Source organism: Alcanivorax sp. HI0044 (genome assembly GCF_001634945.1).
Map to the genome: position 1 here is coordinate 1 of NZ_LWEZ01000698.1, position 23142 is coordinate 23142.

The 23142-nt window shown below is 60.1% G+C and carries 21 protein-coding genes; 19 read left to right on the forward strand and 2 right to left on the reverse strand.

The genetic code is table 11. The features are described 5' to 3' along the window. The 4 genes from lnt to A3730_RS08405 all read left to right on the forward strand — a co-directional run. On the forward strand, positions 1-925 hold a 925-nt coding region (gene lnt, locus A3730_RS08390), incomplete at its 5' end, for an apolipoprotein N-acyltransferase (protein WP_063537909.1). 101 nt (positions 926-1026) lie between these two features. Next, complete coding sequence (locus A3730_RS08395) at positions 1027-1935, forward strand: MBL fold metallo-hydrolase (protein ID WP_063520594.1); 909 nt, start codon at positions 1027-1029, stop codon at positions 1933-1935. Between the two features lie 43 nt (positions 1936-1978). Then, positions 1979-2407, forward strand: coding sequence for a TIGR01244 family sulfur transferase (locus A3730_RS08400; RefSeq protein WP_063520593.1), 429 nt, complete (start codon positions 1979-1981; stop codon positions 2405-2407). A 1-nt stretch (position 2408) separates the two neighbouring features. Beyond that, the gene (locus A3730_RS08405; protein WP_063521658.1) at positions 2409-4145 is read left to right on the forward strand and encodes a SulP family inorganic anion transporter; all 1737 of its coding nucleotides are present in this window, start codon (positions 2409-2411) and stop codon (positions 4143-4145) included. A gap of 87 nt (positions 4146-4232) precedes the next feature. Here A3730_RS08405 and A3730_RS08410 read toward each other — a convergent pair whose 3' ends face one another. After that, on the reverse strand, positions 4233-4847 hold the full coding sequence (locus A3730_RS08410) for a YdcF family protein (protein ID WP_063521657.1): 615 nt from the start codon (positions 4845-4847) through the stop codon (positions 4233-4235). A gap of 194 nt (positions 4848-5041) precedes the next feature. On the opposite strand from A3730_RS08410, the gene leuS reads away from it, so the two are divergent. The 4 genes from leuS (at position 5042) to A3730_RS08430 (ending at position 10354) form a co-directional block, all read left to right on the forward strand. Further along, the gene (gene leuS, locus A3730_RS08415) at positions 5042-7489 is read left to right on the forward strand and encodes a leucine--tRNA ligase (protein WP_063537911.1); all 2448 of its coding nucleotides are present in this window, start codon (positions 5042-5044) and stop codon (positions 7487-7489) included. 90 nt (positions 7490-7579) lie between these two features. After that, positions 7580-8077: an LPS assembly lipoprotein LptE gene (gene lptE, locus A3730_RS08420; protein WP_063519993.1), complete on the forward strand. Its 498-nt coding sequence runs from the start codon at positions 7580-7582 to the stop codon at positions 8075-8077. Then, positions 8077-9090 carry a DNA polymerase III subunit delta gene (gene holA / locus A3730_RS08425; protein ID WP_063519994.1) on the forward strand — a complete coding sequence of 338 codons (1014 nt, stop codon included), beginning with the start codon at positions 8077-8079 and terminating at the stop codon, positions 9088-9090. The genes lptE and holA overlap by 1 nt, the downstream gene beginning before the upstream one ends. A gap of 412 nt (positions 9091-9502) precedes the next feature. Next, the gene (locus tag A3730_RS08430) at positions 9503-10354 is read left to right on the forward strand and encodes a class I SAM-dependent methyltransferase (RefSeq protein WP_063537913.1); all 852 of its coding nucleotides are present in this window, start codon (positions 9503-9505) and stop codon (positions 10352-10354) included. An 81-nt stretch (positions 10355-10435) separates the two neighbouring features. On the opposite strand, the gene A3730_RS08435 is transcribed toward A3730_RS08430, so the two are convergent. Further along, entirely contained in the window at positions 10436-11740 is a 1305-nt protein-coding gene (locus tag A3730_RS08435; protein WP_231880613.1) for an alpha/beta fold hydrolase, read from the reverse strand. Positions 11741-12139: 399 nt separating this feature from the next. Between A3730_RS08435 and A3730_RS08440 the strand changes: the two genes are divergently transcribed. From A3730_RS08440 to A3730_RS08490, 11 genes are all read left to right on the forward strand, one after another. Beyond that, a complete protein-coding gene (locus tag A3730_RS08440) occupies positions 12140-13411 on the forward strand; it encodes a glutamate-5-semialdehyde dehydrogenase (protein WP_063537915.1) in 1272 nt (423 codons plus the stop codon). 50 nt (positions 13412-13461) lie between these two features. Continuing rightward, positions 13462-14139 carry a nicotinate-nucleotide adenylyltransferase gene (nadD, locus tag A3730_RS08445; protein WP_082872307.1) on the forward strand — a complete coding sequence of 226 codons (678 nt, stop codon included), beginning with the start codon at positions 13462-13464 and terminating at the stop codon, positions 14137-14139. Between the two features lie 6 nt (positions 14140-14145). After that, positions 14146-14508 (forward strand): ribosome silencing factor, encoded by a 363-nt coding sequence (gene rsfS / locus A3730_RS08450; protein ID WP_063519020.1) that lies wholly within the window; start codon positions 14146-14148, stop codon positions 14506-14508. 3 nt (positions 14509-14511) lie between these two features. Then, positions 14512-14982 carry a 23S rRNA (pseudouridine(1915)-N(3))-methyltransferase RlmH gene (rlmH, locus tag A3730_RS08455; protein ID WP_063519019.1) on the forward strand — a complete coding sequence of 157 codons (471 nt, stop codon included), beginning with the start codon at positions 14512-14514 and terminating at the stop codon, positions 14980-14982. A 27-nt stretch (positions 14983-15009) separates the two neighbouring features. Next, positions 15010-16926 carry a penicillin-binding protein 2 gene (mrdA, locus tag A3730_RS08460; RefSeq protein WP_063519117.1) on the forward strand — a complete coding sequence of 639 codons (1917 nt, stop codon included), beginning with the start codon at positions 15010-15012 and terminating at the stop codon, positions 16924-16926. After that, positions 16923-18068, forward strand: a complete 1146-nt coding sequence (rodA, locus tag A3730_RS08465; protein ID WP_063519116.1) for a rod shape-determining protein RodA — start codon at positions 16923-16925, stop codon at positions 18066-18068. The genes mrdA and rodA overlap by 4 nt, the downstream gene beginning before the upstream one ends. 85 nt (positions 18069-18153) lie before the next feature. Beyond that, positions 18154-19239 (forward strand): lytic murein transglycosylase B, encoded by a 1086-nt coding sequence (gene mltB / locus A3730_RS08470; protein ID WP_231880515.1) that lies wholly within the window; start codon positions 18154-18156, stop codon positions 19237-19239. Next, positions 19236-20165, forward strand: a complete 930-nt coding sequence (locus A3730_RS08475; protein WP_063519114.1) for a septal ring lytic transglycosylase RlpA family protein — start codon at positions 19236-19238, stop codon at positions 20163-20165. The genes mltB and A3730_RS08475 overlap by 4 nt, the downstream gene beginning before the upstream one ends. 236 nt (positions 20166-20401) lie before the next feature. Then, entirely contained in the window at positions 20402-21562 is a 1161-nt protein-coding gene (locus A3730_RS08480) for a D-alanyl-D-alanine carboxypeptidase family protein (RefSeq protein WP_063519113.1), read from the forward strand. Positions 21563-21714: 152 nt separating this feature from the next. Further along, positions 21715-22599, forward strand: a complete 885-nt coding sequence (dat, locus tag A3730_RS08485) for a D-amino-acid transaminase (RefSeq protein WP_063519112.1) — start codon at positions 21715-21717, stop codon at positions 22597-22599. A gap of 12 nt (positions 22600-22611) precedes the next feature. Further along, positions 22612-22881 (forward strand): YbeD family protein, encoded by a 270-nt coding sequence (locus tag A3730_RS08490; protein ID WP_063519111.1) that lies wholly within the window; start codon positions 22612-22614, stop codon positions 22879-22881. Positions 22882-23142 lie beyond the last annotated feature (261 nt).

The window sequence follows — 23142 nt, forward strand, 5'->3', positions numbered from 1 at the left end:
GGCCGCAGCCTGTGCCCTGCTGGTACTCACCGCTGTGTCCCACACCTTGTCGTTCACAGCGCCCGACGCCCCCCCCCAGAAAGTCGCGCTGGTGCAGGGCAACATCCCGCAGGACATCAAATGGCAGCTGTCCATGCGTGAGCGGACCCAGCAAATCTATCAGGAGCTGACCCAGGCTATTCCCGCCGACACCCTGGTAATCTGGCCGGAATCCGCGCTCACCAATTTCTACCAGAACGTATCCGGATTCCTGGAGCAGGAAGGTCAACAGATTGCCGAACGCCACGGCGGCTTCATCACCGGCGTTCCCTGGCGGGCGGCCAGCGATAGCGGCGTGACCTACCACAACAGCATCGCCTCCATCCCGCTTGATCCCGGTGACGGCAACCCGCGCGTCTACCACAAACAGAAGCTGGTCCCGTTCGGCGAATATGTGCCCATGCAGTCGCTGATCCGCGGGCTGATTCCGTTCTTTGATTTGCCCATGTCCGGCTTTACACCCGGCAGCCCACAGCAACCGAATCTGACCGCCCTGGGCCACACCGTGGCGCCGTTTATTTGCTACGAAATTCTCTACCCGGAACAGGTGGCCACCCGCAGCCATGATGCCGATGTGCTGCTGACCATCAGCAACGATGCCTGGTTCGGTACCTCTGCCGGCCCCCTGCAACATTTCCAGATGGCCCGCATGCGCGCCGCAGAAACCGGCCGCTGGCTGCTGCGGGGGACCAACAACGGCGTCACCGCCGTCATTGATCACCACGGCCAGGTCATCGATGCCCTGCCCCAGTTCACCCGTGATGTGCTCTACAGCGAATACCACCCACGCACCGGCATCACCCCGTTCATGAGCACCGGCGTGTGGCCCTGGCTGCTACTCTCGGGACTGCTGATCGGGCTGGGATTCATGCTGAGGAACAAGTAACAACCAATATATTTCATTTTGATATAAGCTTATATCAAAATTGACATTCAGCCCTGCACCTCCTATAAAAGGATGATGAAATCCCGCTATTGGAGGTAGCCATGCTGCGCCCCGACGTCACCGCCTTTTTTGACCAGGACACCAACACAGTCAGTTATGTGGTTGCCGACCCGGCAACCCGTCACTGCGCCATCGTGGACTCGGTGCTGGATTACAATGCCAATGCCGGGCGCACCAGCCATTCCAGCGCGCAACGCATTGTTGATCACATCAAGCAAAACAATCTGACGGTGGACTGGTTACTGGAAACCCATGTCCATGCGGACCACCTGTCTGCAGCGCCGTGGATCCAGCAGCAGGTGGGTGGCCAGCTGGCCATTGGCGAGCATATCTGCACAGTGCAGGACACCTTCGGCAAGGTATTTAATGCCGGGACAGAGTTCGCCCGGGATGGCAGCCAGTTCGACCACCTTTTCAAGGACGGCGAGCACTACAAGGTAGGCAGCATCGACGCCCGCGCCATCCACACCCCTGGCCACACGCCGGCCTGCATGAGCCATGTGATTGGCGATGCGGTTTTCGTGGGCGATACCCTGTTCATGCCCGACTACGGCACCGCCCGTTGCGACTTCCCCGGTGGCGATGCCCGAACCCTGTATCACTCAATCCAAAAGTTGCTGGTGCTGCCAGACCAGACCCGCATGTTCCTCTGCCACGACTATCTGCCGGACAGTCGTCAGTCACTCATCTGGGAAACCACCGTCGGCGAACAGCGCCAGCACAACATCCATGTCCACGAAGGCACCAGCGAAGACGACTTTGTCAGCATGCGCGAAGCCCGCGATGCCACCCTGGAGATGCCCCGTCTGATTCTGCCCTCGGTACAGGTCAACATGCGCGCCGGCCACCTCCCAGCAGCAGAAGACAATGGCGTCCAATACCTGAAAATTCCGCTCAACACGCTCGGCGCCGAACAGGCAACGGATGAGGACAGAGCCACAAATGCGTAAGCTAGCGCGTCATCGACAACCATTTCCCAGAAAAGGCTGAACCATGACCGATTTCAACAAACTCAATGACGACCTGTCCGTATCTGCGCAATTGCTGCCAGAAGACATGCCCGCCGTTGCCGCTGCCGGTTTCAAGATGGTGCTCAACAACCGCCCCGACGGGGAAGCCGCCGACCAACCCAGCAGCAACGAAATGGCCGTGGCCGCGGAAGCCGCCGGGCTTGCCTACGCCCATCAACCGGTGGTGGGCACCAACATTGCCGAAACCGATATCGACGGCTTCGACGCCATCGTATCCCTGGCCGAAACACCGGTACTGGCCTTCTGCCGCACCGGTACGCGCAGCACCACCCTGTGGGCGCTGACCCAGGCCACCGAGCAGGACAACGGCAGCATTCTCGCCACCGCCGAACAGGCCGGGTACGACCTGAGCGCCCTGGCGGAGCGGCTCGACCAGCGCCGGGGCCAGTAATATGCCGCGAGCCCTGCACCTGTTGCGCTGGCTGCCTGCCAGCGAATGGCTGGCTCGCTACACCCGCGCCGACGCGGCCGGAGACGGTCTGGCCGCTGTCATCGTCACCATTTTGTTGGTGCCCCAGGGGCTGGCCTACGCCCTGCTCGCCGGCATGCCCCCGGAAACCGGGCTTTATGCCAGCATGCTGCCACTGATCCTTTATGGCCTGTTCGGCACCAGCAGCAGCCTGTCCGTTGGGCCTGCAGCACTGACCTCACTGATCACCGCTTCCGCCGCCGGCGCCCTGGCCCAGGGCGATCCGCAACTGTTCATCCAGGCCGCCATCGGTATGGGCCTGCTCTCCGGGGTTTTCCTGATAGCCATGGCTGTACTGCGCCTCGGCTGGCTCACCAATTTGCTCAGTCACCCGGTCATCATCGGCTTTGTCAGCGGTTGCGCCATTTTGATCGCCGGCAGCCAGCTCAAACACCTGCTGGGCATCGAGGCCGACGGCGAAAACGTGCTGCAACTGGGACGCAGCTTGCTTGCCCAGCTCAACCACAGCCACTGGCTCACCGTGGGCATCAGCACCATCGCCATCGTCTGCCTGCTGATACCCAAACAACTGGCCGGCCCGCTCAAACGCAGCCCCCTGCCCGGCTGGCTCAGCGCCTTTCTGGGCAAGTCCGGCCCCATCCTGGCCGTGCTGATCACCACCGTCCTGGCGTTTTTCTTCCATCTTGAACAGCGCGGGCTCGCCATTGTCGGCGGTATCCCCAGTGGCCTGCCTCATCTGTCCGCTCCGCGAATGGATTGGGGCCACTGGAAAACCCTGATCACTCCCGCACTGTTGCTCGCACTGATCGGCTTTGTGGAATCCATCTCCCTGGCCCAGGCACTGGCCGCGCGCCGCCGTGAACGCATTTCCCCCAACCGGGAGCTGATGGGCCTGGGGCTGGCCAACCTGGCCAGCGGCCTGTCCGGCTCCTTCGCAGTGACCGGCAGTTTTTCCCGCACCACGGTGAGCTTCGACGCCGGCGCCCGCACCCCCATGACCGGCTTGCTTACCGGTATCGGCATTGCGCTGGTGGCCCTGTTTTTTACCGGGCTGTTTCACGCCCTGCCCCTGGCGACCCTGGCTGCGATCATCGTGGTTGGCATTATTCCACTGATCGAATTGGGCGAAATTCGTCACCTGTGGCAATACAGCCGCCCTGACAGCGTCGCCATGCTGGCCACCTTGCTCGGCGTGCTACTAATCAATGTACAAACCGGCCTGCTCATCGGCGTGGGGCTGTCCGTTGCCCTGTTTCTGTGGCGCACCAGCCAGCCCCATGTGGCCGAAGTGGGACAGGTACCCGGCACCCAGCATTTCCGCAATATCGATCGCCACGACGCCATTGTCAGCGATCAGATACTGTCCATTCGGGTGGATGAGTCACTCTATTTCGGCAATGCCCGGCCCCTGGAAGATCTGCTCTACGACCGCGCCATGGCCCGCCCGGGCGTCGACCATGTGGTGCTGATGTGCTCCGCCATCAACCACCTGGACGCCAGTGCAGTGGAAAGCCTGGAAAGCCTGAATCAACGATTGAAAGATGCCGGCGTCAGCCTGCATTTATCGGAAGTGAAAGGCCCGGTGATGGACCGCCTGAAAAAAACCGACCTGCTGAGCGTGCTCAGCGGCCAGGTATTTCTCAGCCAGTATCAGGCGGTGGAGGCACTGGGGGGAGTACGCACGACACCTGACGCCTGACAGGTCAGACGTCTCTAACATTCCCCGGGGTTTCAGGTTTTCTCTTGGGCGTTTGGCATCCGGCATTTGGCGTTAGGCATCCATCCCTCACAAATAGCGAACGTGATACCACACCAGCGCCAGCCACTCGTACCAGATCTCCGGCACCATGGATAAGGCTCCCGCCGAAGGCAACCACTCCTGCTTCGGCAATCGCTTGCTCCACGCCGCCTGGGCCAGCACGCCCTGACTCTGGAAACACAACAGGGCCCGGGGCAAGTGAGCACGGTCGCTGACCAGCATCACCTCATCCATGCCTCGCTCGGCCAACAACTCACTGCTATAGCAAGCGTTTTCCCAGGTAGTGCGACTGCGAGTTTCCTTGATCACATTGAGCGTCGGCCAGCGGCGCAGGGCCTGTTTGGCCATCAGGTCCGCTTCACTGGGCTCGTTGTCGTGCATGGGGGTCTGGCTGATACCGCCACTGACCAGTAGCGGCAAGCCGTGCTCGTGGGCCAGTTCCGCCGCCAGCTTCAACCGCCGCAGCCCACGGGTAGTCAGGAAAAATCGGCCATTGCGCTGGCGCCGACCGGCGCCCAGCACCACCACCGCCTGGGGGGTAATGCCGGTAATCCGGCGCGGCAAGGGCGGCAAGAAACTGCGCACCACCGCCGGCAGGCTGGCCCCCACCAGCACCAGCAGCATCAGGTAGGTCAGCACCATGGGCGGGACCTCACCACATCCACACCCGGCAGGCGCCCACGCCTGCGGTATTTATCGTTAAGATTGCGCATATGGACACCCGCGCACTGAGAAATCCGGGCTAAGCTCATGTATCCTATGTCCCCTTCACGGCCGGGATGTTCCCCAAGGTCGCCCTGTTCCCGTTTGTTTTTATGATCAAGAAAAGAGAGCCGATGGACGCACAGTATCGCCCCGATCAGATCGAAGCCCAAGCCCAGCAGTACTGGGATGATAATCAAAGCTTCAAGGTCTCCGAGGATGCCGGCAAGGAAAAATTCTATTGCCTGAGCATGTTTCCCTATCCGTCTGGCCGCCTGCACATGGGCCACGTGCGCAATTACAGCATCGGCGATGTGGTCAGCCGTTACCAGCGCATGCAGGGCAAAAACGTGCTGCAGCCCATGGGCTGGGATGCATTCGGCCTGCCGGCGGAAAACGCGGCGATCAAGAACAAGGTGGCCCCGGCCAAGTGGACCTTCGAGAACATCGACTACATGCGCGGGCAACTACAGCGCCTGGGCTTCGGCTACGACTGGGACCGGGAACTGGCCACCTGTACGCCGGAATATTATCGCTGGGAACAGTGGTTCTTCACCAAATTGTACGAGAAAGGGCTGGTGTACCGGAAAATGTCCACAGTGAACTGGGACCCGGTAGACCAAACCGTCTTGGCCAACGAGCAGGTCATTGATGGCCGTGGCTGGCGCTCCGGCGCTCTGGTGGAACAGAAGGAAATTCCCCAGTGGTTTATCAAGATCACCGACTACGCCGACGAGCTGCTTAATGATCTGGATCAGCTGGATGGCTGGCCGGAGCAGGTCAAAACCATGCAGCGCAACTGGATCGGCCGCTCTGAAGGGGTGGAGCTGGACTTCTCCATTGAAGGAGAAGACTCCCTGCGCGTTTATACCACCCGCCCGGACACGCTCATGGGCGTGAGCTATGTGGCGGTGGCCGCCGGCCACCCGCTGGCGCAAAAAGCGGCGGCGGCCAACCACGAAGTCGCCGACTTCGTCAAAGAATGCCAGAACACCAAGACCGCCGAAGCCGACATGGCGACCATGGAAAAGAAAGGCATCTACACCGGCCTCACCGCCACCCACCCGATCAGCGGTGAAGCGGTGCCGGTATGGGTCGCCAACTTCGTGCTGATGGGCTACGGCACCGGCGCGGTGATGGCGGTGCCCGCCCACGACCAGCGCGACTTCGAATTTGCGCAGAAGTACGGCCTGCCCATCACCCAGGTAATTGAACCCGCCAACGGTGAGCAGATCGATCTGGCCCAGCAAGCCTTCACCGAAAAAGGCACCCTGGTGCATTCCGGTGAATTCGATGGGTTGTCCTCTGCCGACGCCTTCAACGCCATCGCCAACTGGCTGAGCGAACGTTCTCTGGGCGAAAAGAAAGTGAACTACCGGCTGCGCGACTGGGGTGTCTCCCGTCAGCGTTACTGGGGCGCACCCATCCCCATGGTGGAAACCGAAGACGGAGAACTGCACCCGACCCCGGCAGATCAGCTGCCCGTGGTGCTGCCCACCGATGTGGAAATGGACGGCGTCAACAGCCCCATCAAGGCCGACCCGGAGTGGGCCAAGACCACCTTCAACGGTCAGCCCGCCCTGCGTGAAACCGACACCTTCGACACCTTCATGGAGTCCAGCTGGTATTACGCACGCTACTGCTCACCGCAGAGCGACACCGCCATGCTGGACCCGGCCGCCACCAATTACTGGCTGCCCGTGGACCAGTACATCGGCGGCATCGAGCACGCCATCCTGCACCTGCTCTACTCGCGCTTCTTCCACAAGTTGCTACGCGATACCGGGCTGGTGAATTGCGACGAGCCCTTCAAGCAACTGCTGTGTCAGGGCATGGTGCTCAAAGACGGCGCCAAGATGTCCAAGTCCAAGGGCAACACCGTGGACCCGCAGCAAATGATCGAAGAATACGGCGCCGACACCGTGCGCCTGTTCATGATGTTTGCCGCGCCGCCGGAGCAATCTCTGGAATGGAACGACGCTGGCGTGGAAGGCGCCTTCCGCTTTATCAAGCGCCTGTGGCGCCTGGTGGCCGAACATGTGGAAGCCGGTAATGCCGGCACACTGGACCTGAACGTACTGGACGACGCAGGCAAGGCCTTGCGCCGCAAGACCCACGAAACCATCCAGAAAGTCAGCGACGACTATGGTCGCCGCAGCACCTTCAACACGGCCATTGCCGCGGTGATGGAATTGATCAATGAAGTCAGCAAGTTTGACGCTAACAGTGACAACCGCGCCGCGGTAAAACACGAAGCCCTGGAAGCGGCCGTGCTGTTGCTGGCCCCCATCATCCCCCATGCGGGCCACAGCCTGTGGCAGGCCCTGGGTCATGAAGAGGCAGTGATTGATGCCCGCTGGCCCACCGTGGACGAAAGCGCGCTGGTGAAAGACAGCATCGAACTGGTGGTACAGGTGAATGGCAAGGTCCGCGCCAAGCTGCATGTGCCCGCCAACGCCGACAAGGAATCAGTGGAAGCCCTGGCGATGGACGAGCCCAATGTGCAGAAATTCACCGAAGGTAAAACAGTGCGCAAAGTGATCGTGGTGCCGGGTAAACTGGTTAACATCGTCGCCAACTGAGCGCACTGCAATGCAGCGGATACCGTAGGGCGGAAATGGCCACAGGCCATCTCCGCCAGCCCGCCAGACAACCGAGAGAGCACGCGTACCATGAGGGTTACCGTTAACGCCATTACCACCCTGCTTCTCACCTTGCTGATCACGGCCTGCGGCTGGCAGCTACGCGGCGCCACCAGCGTGCCCACCATGGAAAGCCTGACCCTTGTTGGCGCCAGCACGGAGCTGAACTACAGCCTGGAAGACGAACTGGAAAATCAGGGCGTACTGGTGCACAAAGAATCCCCCTACGAATTGATCATTGATGATGAAGAGTGGATGCGCCGCACCTCTGCGGTGGATGATCAGGGCCGCCAGGCGGAAATCGAATTGCGCTACACCCTCTACTGGCACTTGCGCGATGTAAAAACCGGCGCTCTGCTGACCACCCCCAAACGCATGATGGCCCTGCGCAGCCTGCCCTGGTACCCGGAAAATGCCACCGCCTCTTCCGACGAAGAGCAACTGGTCCGTGAAGATCTGTATGAAGACATGACTTTCCGGCTGATCAACCAGATCGCCGTGGCGTCCAAGGGGTGGGAGACCTACTGATGCGCCTGCGTCCTGAGCAGCTTGGCAAGCATCTGTCCGCGACAATGCTGCCCGTCTATCTGGTGGCCGGCGATGAGCCGCTGCAACAGGGAGAACTGCTTGACGACCTGCGCCGGGCAGCCCGCGACCAGGGTTTTGACGAACGCCAGCGTTTTTCCAGTGATACCGGTATCGACTGGAACGCCCTGCTCAACGAATCGCAAAGCATGAGCCTGTTCGGCGGCCGCCGCATTCTTGAACTGGTACTCAACGATAAACGCCCGGACAAGACCGGCAGCCAGATTCTTCGCGATGTGCTCGCCGGCCTGAAAGGCGGAGCCAGTAGTGACACCCTGTTATTGATCCGCTGCTCACGGCTGGACCGCCGCAAGGACTGGAATAGTGCCTGGGTCAAAGCCGTGGATGAAATGGGTGCCGTGATCGAAGTCTGGCCAGTTGAAGGGAAAGGCTTGCGCAACTGGCTGCAGGAACGCCTCACCAGCCGTGGCCTGCGCGCCAACGAAGATGCCCTGGCCCTGCTGATTGAGCGCAGTGAAGGGAACCTGCTGGCCGCCGCCCAGGAAGTGGACAAGCTGGCTTTACTGGTAGAAGACGGCCAGGTCGGCCCGGAAGACGTTCAGCAAGCGGTGGGCGACTCCAGTCGCTACTCGCCCTTCGACCTCACCGAGGCCACCGCGCAGGGTGACAGCCAGCGCGTCATGCACATTATCCAGACCCTGCGCGCCGAAGGCGTGGAGCCCCCGGTGCTGCTGTGGGCCCTGAGCCGCGACATCCGCCTGCTCGACGGCATGCTCGGCGGCGGGCCGCCCCCGCGCTTGCCTCCACAGCGGGTACGCGCCATGCAAAACCAGGCCCAGCGCCTTAACCCGCAACAATTGCGCATCGCCCAGGCCAGCGCCATCCGTGCCGACCAGTGCGTCAAGGGAATGGCCAAGGGCGATCCCTGGAAACACATCACTTCCCTGGCCCTGCGCCTGGCTGGACACCCGCTACCTCGTAGCATGGAACGGTAAAAAAGACAGCTGCAAGCGACAAGCTTCAAGCAGCAACACGGAGAAGGCCCTGTGCCTCATGAAGCCCTACAGGACGCCGCGCTGCCAGGCTGGAGCCTATCTGCAGGCGCTCCTCTTGAGGGACGAACAGAGCGTAGCGAGGCAAGAAAGGCCAAAATCTATCCGCCGTTCTTTCTGAAACCTGTCGAGTTCTGAGATTCCTGATCGCCCTACGGGCGATTTCCGCGCAAGCGCGGTTCGCACCTCAAGAGGTACTCCTACAGCGGCTTCGTAGAAATGCCGAGGTCTTGGGAACTTTCTAACCTTTCTCTACCCAACGATCGTAGCTCGTAGGATTGGCACAATATGCCACCCACCAATGGCAACATTCTGCTAGCCTGTTCGTCTTCTTTTTTGTCAGGCCAGAACAACAATGAGCGAACCACGCGATACTTCCTCCATCAGTTTTACTGCCCTGTACACCGGCCATGTCTGGACCCGTGACGGCATTTCCGCCCCGTTTTTCCACACTCGCGGTGGAGCCTTCCTGTATGGGGCGCTGGCACCCTTCGAGTTTATCGGGCGGCGTATTGTCGGCGGCAACATCCGCACCTTTCTGCTGCAGCGGCACCACTTGATTGATCACCGCCTACACCAGCTTATCGAAGCAGGCGTGACTCAAGTCGTCGAGATTGCCTGCGGCCTGTCGCCACGGGGACATCGTTTCTGCCAGCAGTATCCGCAGCTGACTTATCTGGAAACCGACCTTCCCGATATGGCGCATCGCAAGAAACAGTTGCTGCAGGAACATGATGTGCTCAGTGAACGTCACCGGGTGTTGCCTATCAATATTTTCGCCGAAGACGGCGAACTGGGCCTGGCACATGTGCTCGATCAGTTGGACCACAGCAAACCCGTGGTGGTGATTACCGAAGGGCTGGTGAATTACTTCCCGCTGGACGTCATTTCAGAATTCTGGAAAAAACTGGCCGTCGCCCTGCAAGCCTTTCCTCAGGGCACATACCTCACCGACAACTACCCCCTCTATCGCGGCATGCCCTTCTACCGCACCCTGAAAGTGCTCGGCAACATGCTGGGCGCGGTGTCGCGCAGCCAGGTCGGCTTCCACTTTCACGCCGACGACGAAGCCATCGGCCACTTTAAAACACTGGGTTTCGACGACCTGAAAATTCACAACCCGGCCAACTATTACGACCAACTCCCCATTCCTCAAACCCGGGGCAATCCCATGGTGCGAATTCTGGAAGGCGTGGTATCGGCTTGAGATGCACCGCTCTCTCCATAAAAAAAACCGGCATTAAATGCCGGTTTTTTTTATGGAGGCAGAAAAGAAAACGTTTTCAGACTACCCGTAGATTCGCCGCACTTTTTCATCCTGGTCACGACGCAAAAAATATTCACCCTGCTTCAGTAACTGGGTAAACCGCTCCGCAGCCTGAATATTGCCGTGCTTGAACAAACAGCGCAGATAACCCGCACCGTCATAATCGAACACCAGCAACTCCAGCTTCAGCTCCGGGCTCTCCATATACAAGGTGCAGTCGCGCGCGTGATCTGCCAGGGAAAAACCCGGTTCATCCAGTTTCAACAGACAACCGAAGAAATTGATATCCACGACAGTGACTGGCTTGTTGAAACGAAACCGGTCTCCCACCCGGGATTCGCTGGTGACATGCCCATGGTTATTACACGGCACCAGGCGCTCAGCTCGACGGCGCTCGATCTGGCTGTATTCCCCTTTGCTGAAGCGGCGAATGCCCTCCACGTTTTCCAGGGTTTCTCCGCGCAGGAAGGTCGAAAACAGGTCGAGGGACACTTCACGCTTTTCCAGCTGCGGCAGGTGGTCGGCCCCCTTGATCAAGGTAAATTGGGCATTGGGACAATTTTCCGCAAAGGAGGCGTTTTCCCATGGCAACGTAAAACTGTCGAACTCACCGGTGGTAACCAGGGTGTCGCATTCCGGGTAACCAAGCAGCCCTTCCACAGACAACAAACGCCGACCGTTAATCTTGTAACGCTCGCACTCGTTATCCGACAAACGCTTCATCTGGCGGTAGAACAGCTTGCGGGCCGTGGGGCTGATGCCAGTGTCGTCCATGCGGTCGTAGTTGACCAGATACAGCACCACTGCCTGGCTGAACTCATCCATGCGCCCCTGCTCCAGCACCCGCACGGATTCTTCCACCAGCATGCGCCAGCTCTTGCGCGGGCGCGTCACGATCCCCGCCACAATCAGCTTGTCGGTGGCTTGCGGGTATTTGTAGGCAAAGGTGCTGGCAATCGCCGAGCCCAGCGACAATCCCATCAGATGGACCTTTCTCAGGCCGGATTGCAAGCTGAACTCATAGAGCAGATCGGCCAGGTCTTCCATGCTCAAATCCGGGGCGATCTGGGTGTTGTTACCCAGCGACGGCAAGTCCACCAAGATAACGGGGAAGTCCTCGTAGATGCGTTCTACGCAATACTTGTAGGAGGTGAAGTTCTGGAAAGCCCCGCCTACCACCAACAATGGCGGCTTGTGTGCGTTGGCAGGACTGGAGAATGCCAGGTAATCGATGCGCCACTTGCCGACCCACAGTTGAATCGCATCGGCCTTGATCCCGGAACGGGTGTACTCCTGATACTGAAAGCCCATAGTAATTGGCTCCATTTGGCCCACATTGTTCTTGTTTTATGTAGCGTCCGCACCCGGCGCCGATCTCTCTTTTTACCTATGACAGTATTGTTCCTGTCATTAACTGCACCACACAAAATGGCACAAACGTACCAATGAAATCAGCCATTTAACGGCATCTGTGTAGCAAAGGATTTCAATTCTTCACCATTTGTGAGCAAGCGTAAAGCACCAGTTGTCGCTATAATGCCGCCTTTGGCGGGCGCGAAAATCAGTCTCGGCTGGCCGCTGATCCAACCTATGGGGCCAGCGGCCCACTGAACACCGGATTTCCCCTACCTGCCGAGCGGTGTTATGCCGCACAATGGCGAGGTAACGCTTCACCGCTCGCAAGACACCAACAGATCGAACGCAGAGAACTGACCGCAGACAATTATGGATATCCAGCAATACATGCAACGCCTGGGCGAGCAGGCCCGTCAGGCCTCCCGGGCCATGGCTCGCGCCAGCTCCGGCGACAAAGACAAGGCGCTAGCCGCCATCGCCAACGCCCTGCGCGACCACCGCGACGCCATTTTGCGCGCCAACGAAAAAGACCTGGACGCCGGCCGCAGCAACGGCCTGGACGCCGCCCTGCTGGACCGCCTGGCTCTGACAGCAGACCGTTTCGACGGCATGGTGGAAGGTCTGGAACAAATTATCGGCCTGGCTGACCCGATCGGTGTGATCACCGACCTGGCCTACCGCCCGTCAGGTATTCAAGTCGGCAAAATGCGTGTACCGCTGGGAGTCATCGGCATCATTTACGAGTCTCGCCCGAATGTGACCATCGATGCCGCCGCCCTGTGCCTGAAATCCGGCAATGCAGCCATCCTGCGGGGCGGCTCCGAAGCCATCAATGCCAACCAGGCCATCGCTGAATGCATCCGCGAAGGCCTGCGCGCCACCGGCCTGCCGGAAGCCGCCGTCCAGGTGGTAGAGACCACCGACCGCGCCGCCGTTGGCGAGCTGATCACCCACCCCGAATATGTGGACGTCATTGTGCCCCGGGGTGGCAAGGGCCTGATTGAGCGCATCAGCAACGACGCCCGCGTGCCGGTCATCAAGCACCTGGATGGCAACTGCCACACCTACATTGATGAGCAGGCGGATATCGCCAAGGCGATCAGCGTGGCCTTCAATGCCAAAACCCAGCGTTACGGCACCTGCAACACCACCGAAACCCTGCTGCTGGCCAATGCCATCGCCCAGCAGGTTCTCCCTGAACTGGCCGCCCAATACCGGCAGGCAGGCGTGGAGCTCCGTGGTTGCGAGCAGACCCGTGATCTTCTGGAAAGCGTGGGCGTGACCGATATCCAGGTGGCCACGGAAGCCGACTGGGAAGAGGAATACCTGGCACCAGTGCTGGCGGTGAAAATCGTCAAGGACATTGATGAAGCCATCGAGCACATCAACCGCTACAGCTCGGGCCATACCGAAGCCATCATCACCGAGAACTACACCCTGGCCCGCCGCTTCCTCACCGAGGTGGACTCCAGCTCGGTGATGGTGAACGCGTCCACCCGCTTCGCCGACGGTTTCGAATACGGCCTGGGTGCGGAAATCGGTATTTCCACCGACAAAATCCATGCCCGCGGCCCAGTGGGCCTGGAAGGGCTGACCAGCCAGAAGTGGGTAGTGCTGGGTGATGGGCATATACGGTTGTAAACGCCAGACGCCGGATGCCGGACGCCTAACGTCAAACACGGAGGCGTGTTTTGCATAACGTCGGGCATCCGGCATCTGGCGTCCGGCCTCTGGTTCTCTTCGGCGGCACCTTTGATCCGGTTCACCGGGCGCATATCAGTGCCGCCCGAGCCGTCTCCAGAGTGCTTGATGGTGCCCCTGTGCATCTGCTTCCCAATGCCGTGCCGCCGCATCGACCGCAGCCCCTGGCCAGCGGCGAGCAGCGCCTGCGTATGCTGGAGCTGGCCTGTGCCGAGCACCCGCATCTACACCCGGATGGCTGGGAACTGGCCCAGCCGGGCCCCAGCTACAGCCTGGCCACCCTGCAGCATTTTCGGGATCAGCACCCAAACCGGCCACTGGTGTTCATGATTGGTGCCGACAGTTTTGCCAGCCTGCACCAGTGGCACCAGTGGCGCGACTACACCGCCCTGTGCCACCTGGCCGTGGTCCCCCGTCCGGACAGCCCGCTGGCGGACGATGCCGTTCTGGAAGCGTTTCCAGAAACCGATGCCCAGGGCCTGGCACAGCAGCCCTGCGGCCTGCGCCTCATGCTCAAACGGCCCTTTCTGGACGTCTCTGCCACCGCCATTCGTCAGGCCCTGGCAGAAAAAGGGCGCTGCCCGGCACTGGATGACGCCGTGATTACGCATATTCACCGCCACGACCTGTATAATGTGGCGAAACTTACTCCCTTTAATCAATCATGAGGCCCCATGAGCGCTGACACCCCGCTACTGCAACTGGTCATCGACGCCCTGGAAGAAGTCAAAGCCCAAAACATCACTCCACTGGATGTGCGTGAAATCACCAGTGTCGCGGACAACATGGTTATCGCCAGCGGCACCTCCAACCGCCATGTGAAAGCCCTGGCCGACAGCGTGACCGATGCGGCCAAGAACGCCGGCTTCCCGCCCATTGGAACCGAAGGGGAAAACACCGGCGAGTGGATTCTGGTGGACCTGGGCGATGTGATTGTTCATCTGATGTTACCCGCCACCCGCGAGTTCTATGACCTGGAACGGCTGTGGAAGAACCCCCAGCACCACCCGGACCGCGACCAACAGCAAGACTCGTAATCCATGCGCATTGTTCTGCTGGCCATCGGCACCCGCATGCCCGCCTGGGTGACCGAAGGCTACAACGAATACCAGAAGCGCATGCCCCCGGACATGCGCCTGACGCTGGAAGAGATCCCCATGCCCAAACGCGGCAAAGGCGATGCCGGCAGCCAGATTCGCGCGGAAGCGGATGTTCTGCGTAAACGTGTAGAGAAATACCCCGGCGCAAAAATCGTGGCACTGGAAGTCAACGGTCGAGCCCTGGACACCCCTGCACTTAGCCGTAAACTGGGCGAGTTGAAAGACGTGGGCCAGGATCTGGTATTGCTGGTAGGCGGCCCCGATGGCCTGTGCCCGCAACTGTCAGCCAGCGCACATGAGTGCTGGAGCCTCTCGAACCTGACATTGCCACACCCTCTGGTCCGCGTGCTGCTGGCAGAACAGCTGTACCGGGGCTGGACGCTACTGACCGGGCACCCCTATCATCGCTGATCGTTATCGCCTCACACAGACGCCAACATGCGCCGACCATTAACGCTGAAAGACCATCACCACGAACAGCGCATTTTCAGCGTGCGCCTTGTCGTGGGCGTTTTTCTGGTGCTGCTGCTTACTGGCATACTGATTGGGCGCATGATCTGGTTACAGGTCATCGAACATAACCGCTATACCACCCTCAGTGACAATAACCGGGTTCAAACCCAGGCCGTGGCCCCGCCCCGCGGGCTGATTACCGACCGCCACGGGGAAATCCTTGCCGATAACCGTCCCGACTTTTCCCTGGAAATCATCATTGAGCAGGCCGGAGACCTGGATCAGCTGCTGATCGAGCTGGGCAACCTGATTGAGCTGGATGAAGGCGACCGGGAGCGTTTCGAGAAGCGCCGCCGCACCGCCCGCCGCCCCTGGGAACCGGTGCCGCTACGTGGCCGGCTCACGGAAGAGGAAATTGCCCGTCTGGTGGTCAACCAGCACCGGCTGGCAGGCATTCGCATCTCCGCTGACCCGATTCGCCACTATCCCCACGGCATTCTGTTTTCCCACGTGCTGGGCTACGTGAACCGAATCAACGTCCAGGACCTGGACGCCATGACGCTGGACCAGCAACGTAACTATGCCGGCACGCATTTCTACGGGCGCAGCGGCATCGAACGCTTCTACGAAGACACCCTGCACGGTGAGGTGGGCTATCGGCAGGTGGAAACCAATGCCCGTGGCCGAATTTTGCGCGTGCTGGAAGAACAGGCACCGGTGCCGGGCAAACCTTTGCGCTTGCGCCTCTCCATGCGGGTACAGCAGGCCGCCTACGATGCCCTCGGCGAGCGTCGCGGCGCCGTGGTCGCCATTGATCCCCGTGATGGCAGCGTGCTGGCGTTCGTCAGCCGCCCGGGCTTCAACCCCAACCTGTTCGTCACCGGGATTTCCTACAAGGATTACTCCGCCTACCGCAACGACCATGACAACCCGCTGTTCAACCGGGCCTTGCAGGGGCGCTATCCCCCCGGCTCCACCATCAAGCCCATGTACGGGCTCGCCGGGTTGGATGCCGGGGTGACCAACTGGGAACGCACTATTTTTGATCCCGGCTACTATCAGCTGGAAAACGATCCTCACCGCTACCGTGACTGGAAACGCTGGGGCCACGGCCGGGTGGATCTGCGCCTGGCGGTGGTGCAATCCTGTGATACCTACTTCTACGACATGGGGTTCAAACTGGGCATCGAGCGCATGCACCGTTACATGAACCAGTTTTCCCTGGGCCAACCCACCGGTATCGATCTCTACAACGAATCCAGTGGCATCATGCCCTCCAAACAATGGAAAAAGGCAGCCCGCGGCCGTCCCTGGTTCCACGGCGACACCATCAACGCCAGTATCGGTCAGGGGTTTGTCCTGGCGACGCCGCTGCAACTGGCCAACGCCACGGCGATCATGGCCAGCCACGGCAAGCAGGTCATTCCTACCCTGGCAGGCGACCACCAGCCAGTGGAACGAACCGACATCGTTCTGAATGATCAGGACAACTGGGAAAAAATGACCGAAGCCATGGTCGGTGTCACCGAGCTCGGCGGCACCGCACGTGCCATGGCCTCAGGGGCGAAATACGACATTGCGGCAAAATCCGGCACCGCCCAGGTCTTCTCGGTAGGTCAGGACGAAACCTATAACGAGGACGAGCTGGCAGAGCGCCTGCTGGACCACGCCTTGCTGGTATCGTTTGCACCCGCGGAAAAGCCGGCCATTGCCGTGGCCGTGCTGGTGGAAAATGGGCGCCACGGCGGCTCTACCGCCGGGCCAGTGGCTCGCCAGGTCATGGACGCCTGGCTGCTCGATAAAGAGGGAGAACTGAAGGTGCCGCCGGTATTCGCCAACACCCCGGCCACCCCCCCCTCCAATACTGCCGACGACGATTCGGATCAAGAGGATCGCCCATGAGCCAGCGCGAATTTATCCGCCAGATGCCCGGCCAGACCGGGGCCACCCTGTCTCCGGGGCTGGCGGTCCGCCTGCACCTGGACCCCCCGCTACTGGTCGGCCTGTTGCTGCTCATGTTCGGCGGGCTCACCGTTCTTTACAGCGCCGGCGGCGAAAGCATGGACCTGGTGGTGCGCCAGTGCATTCGTTTTGGTGCCGGCCTTACCGTGCTATTCCTGTTGGCCCAGATTCCACCCCGCAGTTACCGGTTCTGGGCCCCGGTGATTTACTCCATCGGCCTGGTGCTGCTGATACTGGTGCTAGTCATCGGCACCGAGGCGAAGGGCGCCCAGCGCTGGCTTTCCATTCCCGGCGCGGGCCGCTTTCAGCCGGCGGAGGTCATGAAACTGGCCGTGCCCGCCATGGTCGCGTGGTATTTCACGGAACGCACCCTGCCCCCCAAACTCACTGACGTCATTGCCGCCCTGCTGTTGCTCGGGGTGCCCGCCATGCTGATCGGGCTGCAACCGGACCTGGGCACCGCCATTCTCATCGCGGCCAGCGGGCTGGTGGTGCTGTTCATGGCCGGGCTCTCCTGGCGGCTGATCGCCGTGGCGATCATCATTGTGGTCACTGCCGCGCCGCTGATGTATTTCTTCGTGATGCACGATTACCAGCGTAACCGGGTCGATACCTTCCTCAACCCGGAAGCCGACCCCCGTGGCACCGGCTGGAATATCATCCAGTCGAAAACCGCCATCGGCTCCGGCGGCGTCAATGGCAAGGGCTGGCTCGACGGCACCCAGTCGCGGCTGGACTTCCTGCCGGAATCGTCCACTGACTTCATTCTCGCGGTACTCAGTGAAGAATTTGGCCTGGTTGGCGTCAGTATCCTGTTGATGATGTACCTGGTGATTGTCGGTCGCGGCTTCTTTATCAGCTGGCAGGCCCAGGACACCTTTGCCCGGCTTCTTGCCGCCAGCCTGGTGATGACATTTTTTATTTATGTTTTCGTGAACATTGGGATGGTGTCAGGACTCCTACCTGTCGTAGGTGTTCCCTTGCCCCTGATCAGCTATGGCGGCACCTCGGTTGTGACACTGCTGGCCAGTTTCGGCATGTTGATGTCGATTCACACCCACCGGCGGCTGATGAGTTACTGAACGCGGGGAGTGGACCGCCCGGTTTTTCGGGCGTCTCACCTCGACAGCACAGCCCATGGAAATAATGAAAACAGGAGATTCCCCTTTGCGTCGTTTCTATTCATGCATGCCAGGCATTGTTTGCTCCGGCACTCTTTACTCGACACTTGTGGCCGCCGCCCTGACCTTCACGGCCCTGCCGGCCCAGGCCGAACATACCTGCCCGGAAAACAACGACTACCTGCAGCGTGAACAGGCCAAGACCCTGATTGCCGAGCTGGTTTCCCAGGGGCAGGACGAAGACCGGGTGCGCGACGTCCTGGGCAGTGCGCAATGCCAGCCCAAGATCCTCGAATCCATAGCGCGGCCGGCAGAACACACCCATACCTGGGCGACCTACCAGAAAATTTTCCTGCAGGAGAGCCGGGTACAGAAAGGCGTGGAATTCGCTCACACCCACGCCGACACCCTGACCCGTGCAGAACAAACCTACGGCATCCCCCGGGAAATCATCCTCGCCATCATCGGAGTGGAAACCCGCTACGGGGATTACATGGGCACCTACCGAGCGGTCGATGCCCTGACCACCCTGGGCTACGACTACCCGCCTCGGGGCAGCTTCTTCCGCAAGCAGCTCAAAGCCTTGTTCGAACTGGAGCATAACGCCCACATCGATGCCAAAACCATCACCGGCTCCTACGCCGGCGCCATGGGCTACGGCCAGTTCATCCCCACCAGTTACCAGGCTTATGCGGTGGATTTCGACAATGACGGTGTCACCGATCTGGTCAACAACCCGGTGGATGCCATCGGTTCCGTTGCCAACTATTTCAGCGAGCACAACTGGAAACCCGGGTTGCCCGTAGCCGCCAGAGCACACCTGGATGGCGCCGGTTACGTGCCGCTGGCCAAAAAAGGGTACAAGCCATCCTTTACCCTGGCACAGGCCAACAACGCCGGCGTCTCTGCGCTCAGCTGCAACGATGATCGACTGGTCAGCGAATACTGCTTCGACCTGCCCGCCAGCACCCGGGTCGCCCTGCTTGATCTGGAAGGCACCGACGGTGCGGAGTTCTGGCTGGCCACCGACAATTTTTATGTGATTACCCGCTACAATCACAGTCGCCTGTACGCCATGGCCGTGCTACAACTATCACGACAACTGGCGGCCGCACTGGAGGATAGTCAATGAAGCGTCTGGCTTGTGCCGTGATCACCTCCGCGTTCCTCGGGGCCTGCGCCACCGCTCCGGGGCCCGCTGGCGACAGTGCCCCACCCGCCGTCAACAACGATGCGCCAGGCTCGGACCGCTACAGCCTGCAGCAGGACACCGCGCCGGAAGAGCCCCGGGATGTTTCCCGGCTGCCGGAACCGGTGCCCAAAAAGGAACCCCGCAGTCGCTACGGCAACCCGCAATCCTACAGTGTGTGGGGCAAGACCTATCAGGTGCTTCCCCAGGCGGACGGCTACGTGGCAGAAGGCAAAGCCTCCTGGTATGGCCAGAAATTCCATGGCCATCGCACCTCCAGTGGTGAACCGTTCGATATGTACCAGTTCACGGCCGCCCATCGCAGCCTGCCCTTGCCCACCTATGCCCGGGTCACCAACCTGGATAACGGCAAAAGCCTGGTGGTGCGCGTCAACGATCGCGGCCCCTTCCACGAGGATCGCATCATCGATTTGTCCTGGGCCGCTGCGGTACGCCTGGGTATAGAGCAATCCGGCACCGGGCGGGTACGGGTCGAAGCAATCAGCAGTCAGCAACAACCCGATGGCCCCAGTAGTACCGTGCCCACGGCCGTGCGTGCTGCGCTGGACAGTCCACCTCCTTCAGCAGCGAACGACAACGCCAGCGCCAAAACGGACACCGCCGACAATGGCGCCAGCAAAGGCGGTAGCCTGTTCCTGCAAGCAGGCGCCTTCTCAGACCGAACCAGCGCACAGCGACTGCAACAGGAACTTGTCAACCAGCTGGGGGTAGACACCCGGATACAGCACTCTGACGGCGACCTGTTCCGGGTCTGGATCGGCCCCTACGAGAGCAACCAGCTGCGCCAGCAAGTGCGAGAGACAGTAGCCAACGCCGGTTTTGACCGCCCCATGCCCGTCAGCCCCTGAAAACGCCCATATCAGCCGTTTCCCCGGTTAACAGGCCATCCCCAGTCCTCTAGAATGCAGCCATCAAGTGATGGCATAACGCAATTTGATGGCTTTATGGAATTTTTTGCCTTTTTCGTGTCCAACTACCCCTTCGGGCTCTTTCCCGGGCGGCGCCATGACACGATCGGCGCATTACTGATTCCCTGAACCATCCAAGAGAGACCATCCAAGGACAACCAACAGGCAGGATACCCATGCGTCCCCAGTTTTTCCGCTTTACCGTTTTTGCTCTCTGTGCCTTGCTCGGCACCGCCCTTTCCTTGCAAGCCCAGGCACAAATGGTCCCCCGTGCGCCGCAGATCGAAGCCAAGGGTTACCTGCTGATGGATGCCGCCAGCGGCCAGATCATCGTCGAACATAATGCAGAGCAGCGTCTGCCGCCCGCCAGCCTGACCAAAATGATGACCGCCTACATTGCCGAAGAAGAGCTGCAAAAAGGCAACATCGCCGAAAAGGACATGGCGCCGATCAGCGTTCAAGCCTGGCAAATGGGCGGCTCGCGCATGTTTGTCCGCGAAGGTACCCGTGTCTCGGTGGGGGACCTGCTGCGCGGCATCATCATCCAGTCCGGTAACGATGCCAGTGTGGCCATGGCCGAATACATTGCCGGCTCCGAGGATGCCTTCGCCGACCTCATGAATCAGCACGCCAACCGTCTGGGCATGGACAGCAGCCACTTCATGAATGCCACCGGCTGGCCGGCGGAAAACCATTTCACCACCGCCAAGGACATGGCGATTCTGGCCCGGGCTATCGTGCGCGATTTCCCCGACCACTATGACTTGTACGCCAAAAAGGAATTCACCTACAACGGTATCACCCAGCAGAACCGTAACCTGCTGCTATGGCGTGACCCCACCGTAGACGGACTGAAAACCGGCCACACCGACGAAGCCGGTTACTGCCTGGTGTCTTCCGCCAAGAAAGACAACATGCGACTCATCGCTGTGGTCATGGGCACCGCCTCCGAAAGCGCCCGTGCCCGCGAATCCCAGAAACTGCTGACTTACGGTTTCCGCTTCTTCGAAACCTACAAGGCATATAGCGCCGGTGACGTGCTAGACACCGTGGATGTGTGGATGGGTAAACAGGATCAGCTGCGTCTGGGCCTGGCGGAAGACCTGGTACTGACCATTCCCCGCGAAAGCCATGAAAACCTGAAAGCGGAAATCAGTGTCACCCCGCAACTAAAAGCCCCTATCCTGGAAGGCCAGCAGTACGGCACCCTGACCGTGAACATGAACAACGAGGTGCTGGTCAAGAAGCCCCTGGTCGCACTGGAACCGGTCGAAGAAGCGGGTATTTTCACCAAGCTCTGGCACCATATTCTGCTGTTCTTCAAAGGTCTGTTCTGATAACACAGAACGCTTGATGCCAGGCGCCTGATGCAATAGAAAACCGTCGCAGTCCGTCTCGTCCTATCGAGCCGGCACTGCGCCGGTTTTGCATCCAGGCCAGGCAGGTGCGCTAGACTGGTACCGTCACTCTCACGTCGAGCCCTTTCACCATGCCCCAGGTTTATCTCAACGGCCGCTTTATGGCCCCCGAAGACGCTCAGATCTCCCCGATGGACCGGGGCTTTCTGTTTGCCGACGGGATTTACGAGGTTATCCCTGCTTATAACGGCGTGTTGTTTCGCTTCGAAGAACACCTGGCTCGTCTGGAGCGGTCCCTGGCCGAAGTGGAAATCCACAACCCCCATAGCCGCGCACAATGGCGCGCCCTGTGCGAGGAATTACTGCGCCATAATGGCGACGGCAACCTCTCGGTTTACCTGCAAATCACCCGCGGCGCCGCCGAAAAGCGCGACCATGCGTTTCCCTCTCCTGCCGTCACCCCCACCGTCTTCATGATGACCAGCCCGATCGCCGTGCCCGCCGCCAACAGCCCGGACACCGCCATCGGCGCCAAAGCGATCACACTGGACGATATTCGCTGGGCCCGGTGCGACATCAAATCCGTCTCCCTGTTACCCAACAGCCTGCTCCGCCAACAAGCGGTAGCCGCTGGCGCGGCCGAGGCCATTTTGCTGCGCGATGGCTTTGTCACCGAAGGCTCGGCCAGCAATGTCTTTGTGGTCAAAGACGGCAGCATTGCCACCCCGCCGAAAAGCCACGCCATTCTCGGCGGCATCACCCGGGACCTGGTGGTAGAGCTGTGCCATCAACACGGGCTAGCGCTGCAAGAGCGGGAAGTCACCGAAATGCAGCTACGCAAGGCGGATGAAATCTGGATCACCAGCTCCACCAGGGAAGTGGTACCCGTGACCCACCTTAACGACGCTATAATAGGTAACGGCCAGCCAGGCCCCCAATGGAAGACCCTGGCCCGGCACTACGTTCAGCATAAACGCCGGCTTTGCGGGCTTGATACCCCCGAAACACGAGACTGACAGGAGCAGCCCATGGCTATCCAGGAACACCTGTGGGAATTTCCCCATGACATGCAGTTAAAGGTCATGGGCGCCGTTGACGCCCCCCTCGAGGACGCCCTGATCGAGATTCTGACCACTCATTTGGATGATTTTGACGCTGACAAACACCTGAGCAGCAAACCCAGCAGCAAGGGCACTTTCATCTCCTTTACCGCGCAGGTCACCATGCGCAACCGGGAGCAGGTGGAAGCCATTTACAAGGCACTCGACGAATCACCCCACGTGAAAATAACCCTGTAGCGTCGACATTTCGCCAAACGCCACAACCGCAAGCCATCAGTGCACACAACCACTGTGCACTGGTTCGCATATTGGCATTACACTGCGTTACTCGCCGTCACAGCCCGACACCGAAGCCCCACCAAGCCACCATAGGTTTGGAACGAACGTCCCCGTAATGTTGACCGCATAACAACAACACGGGGATAACCACCATGAAAATACTGTCACTGCTTTGTCTGTGCAGCTGCCTGCTGGTACTCACTGCTGTTGAAGTGCAGC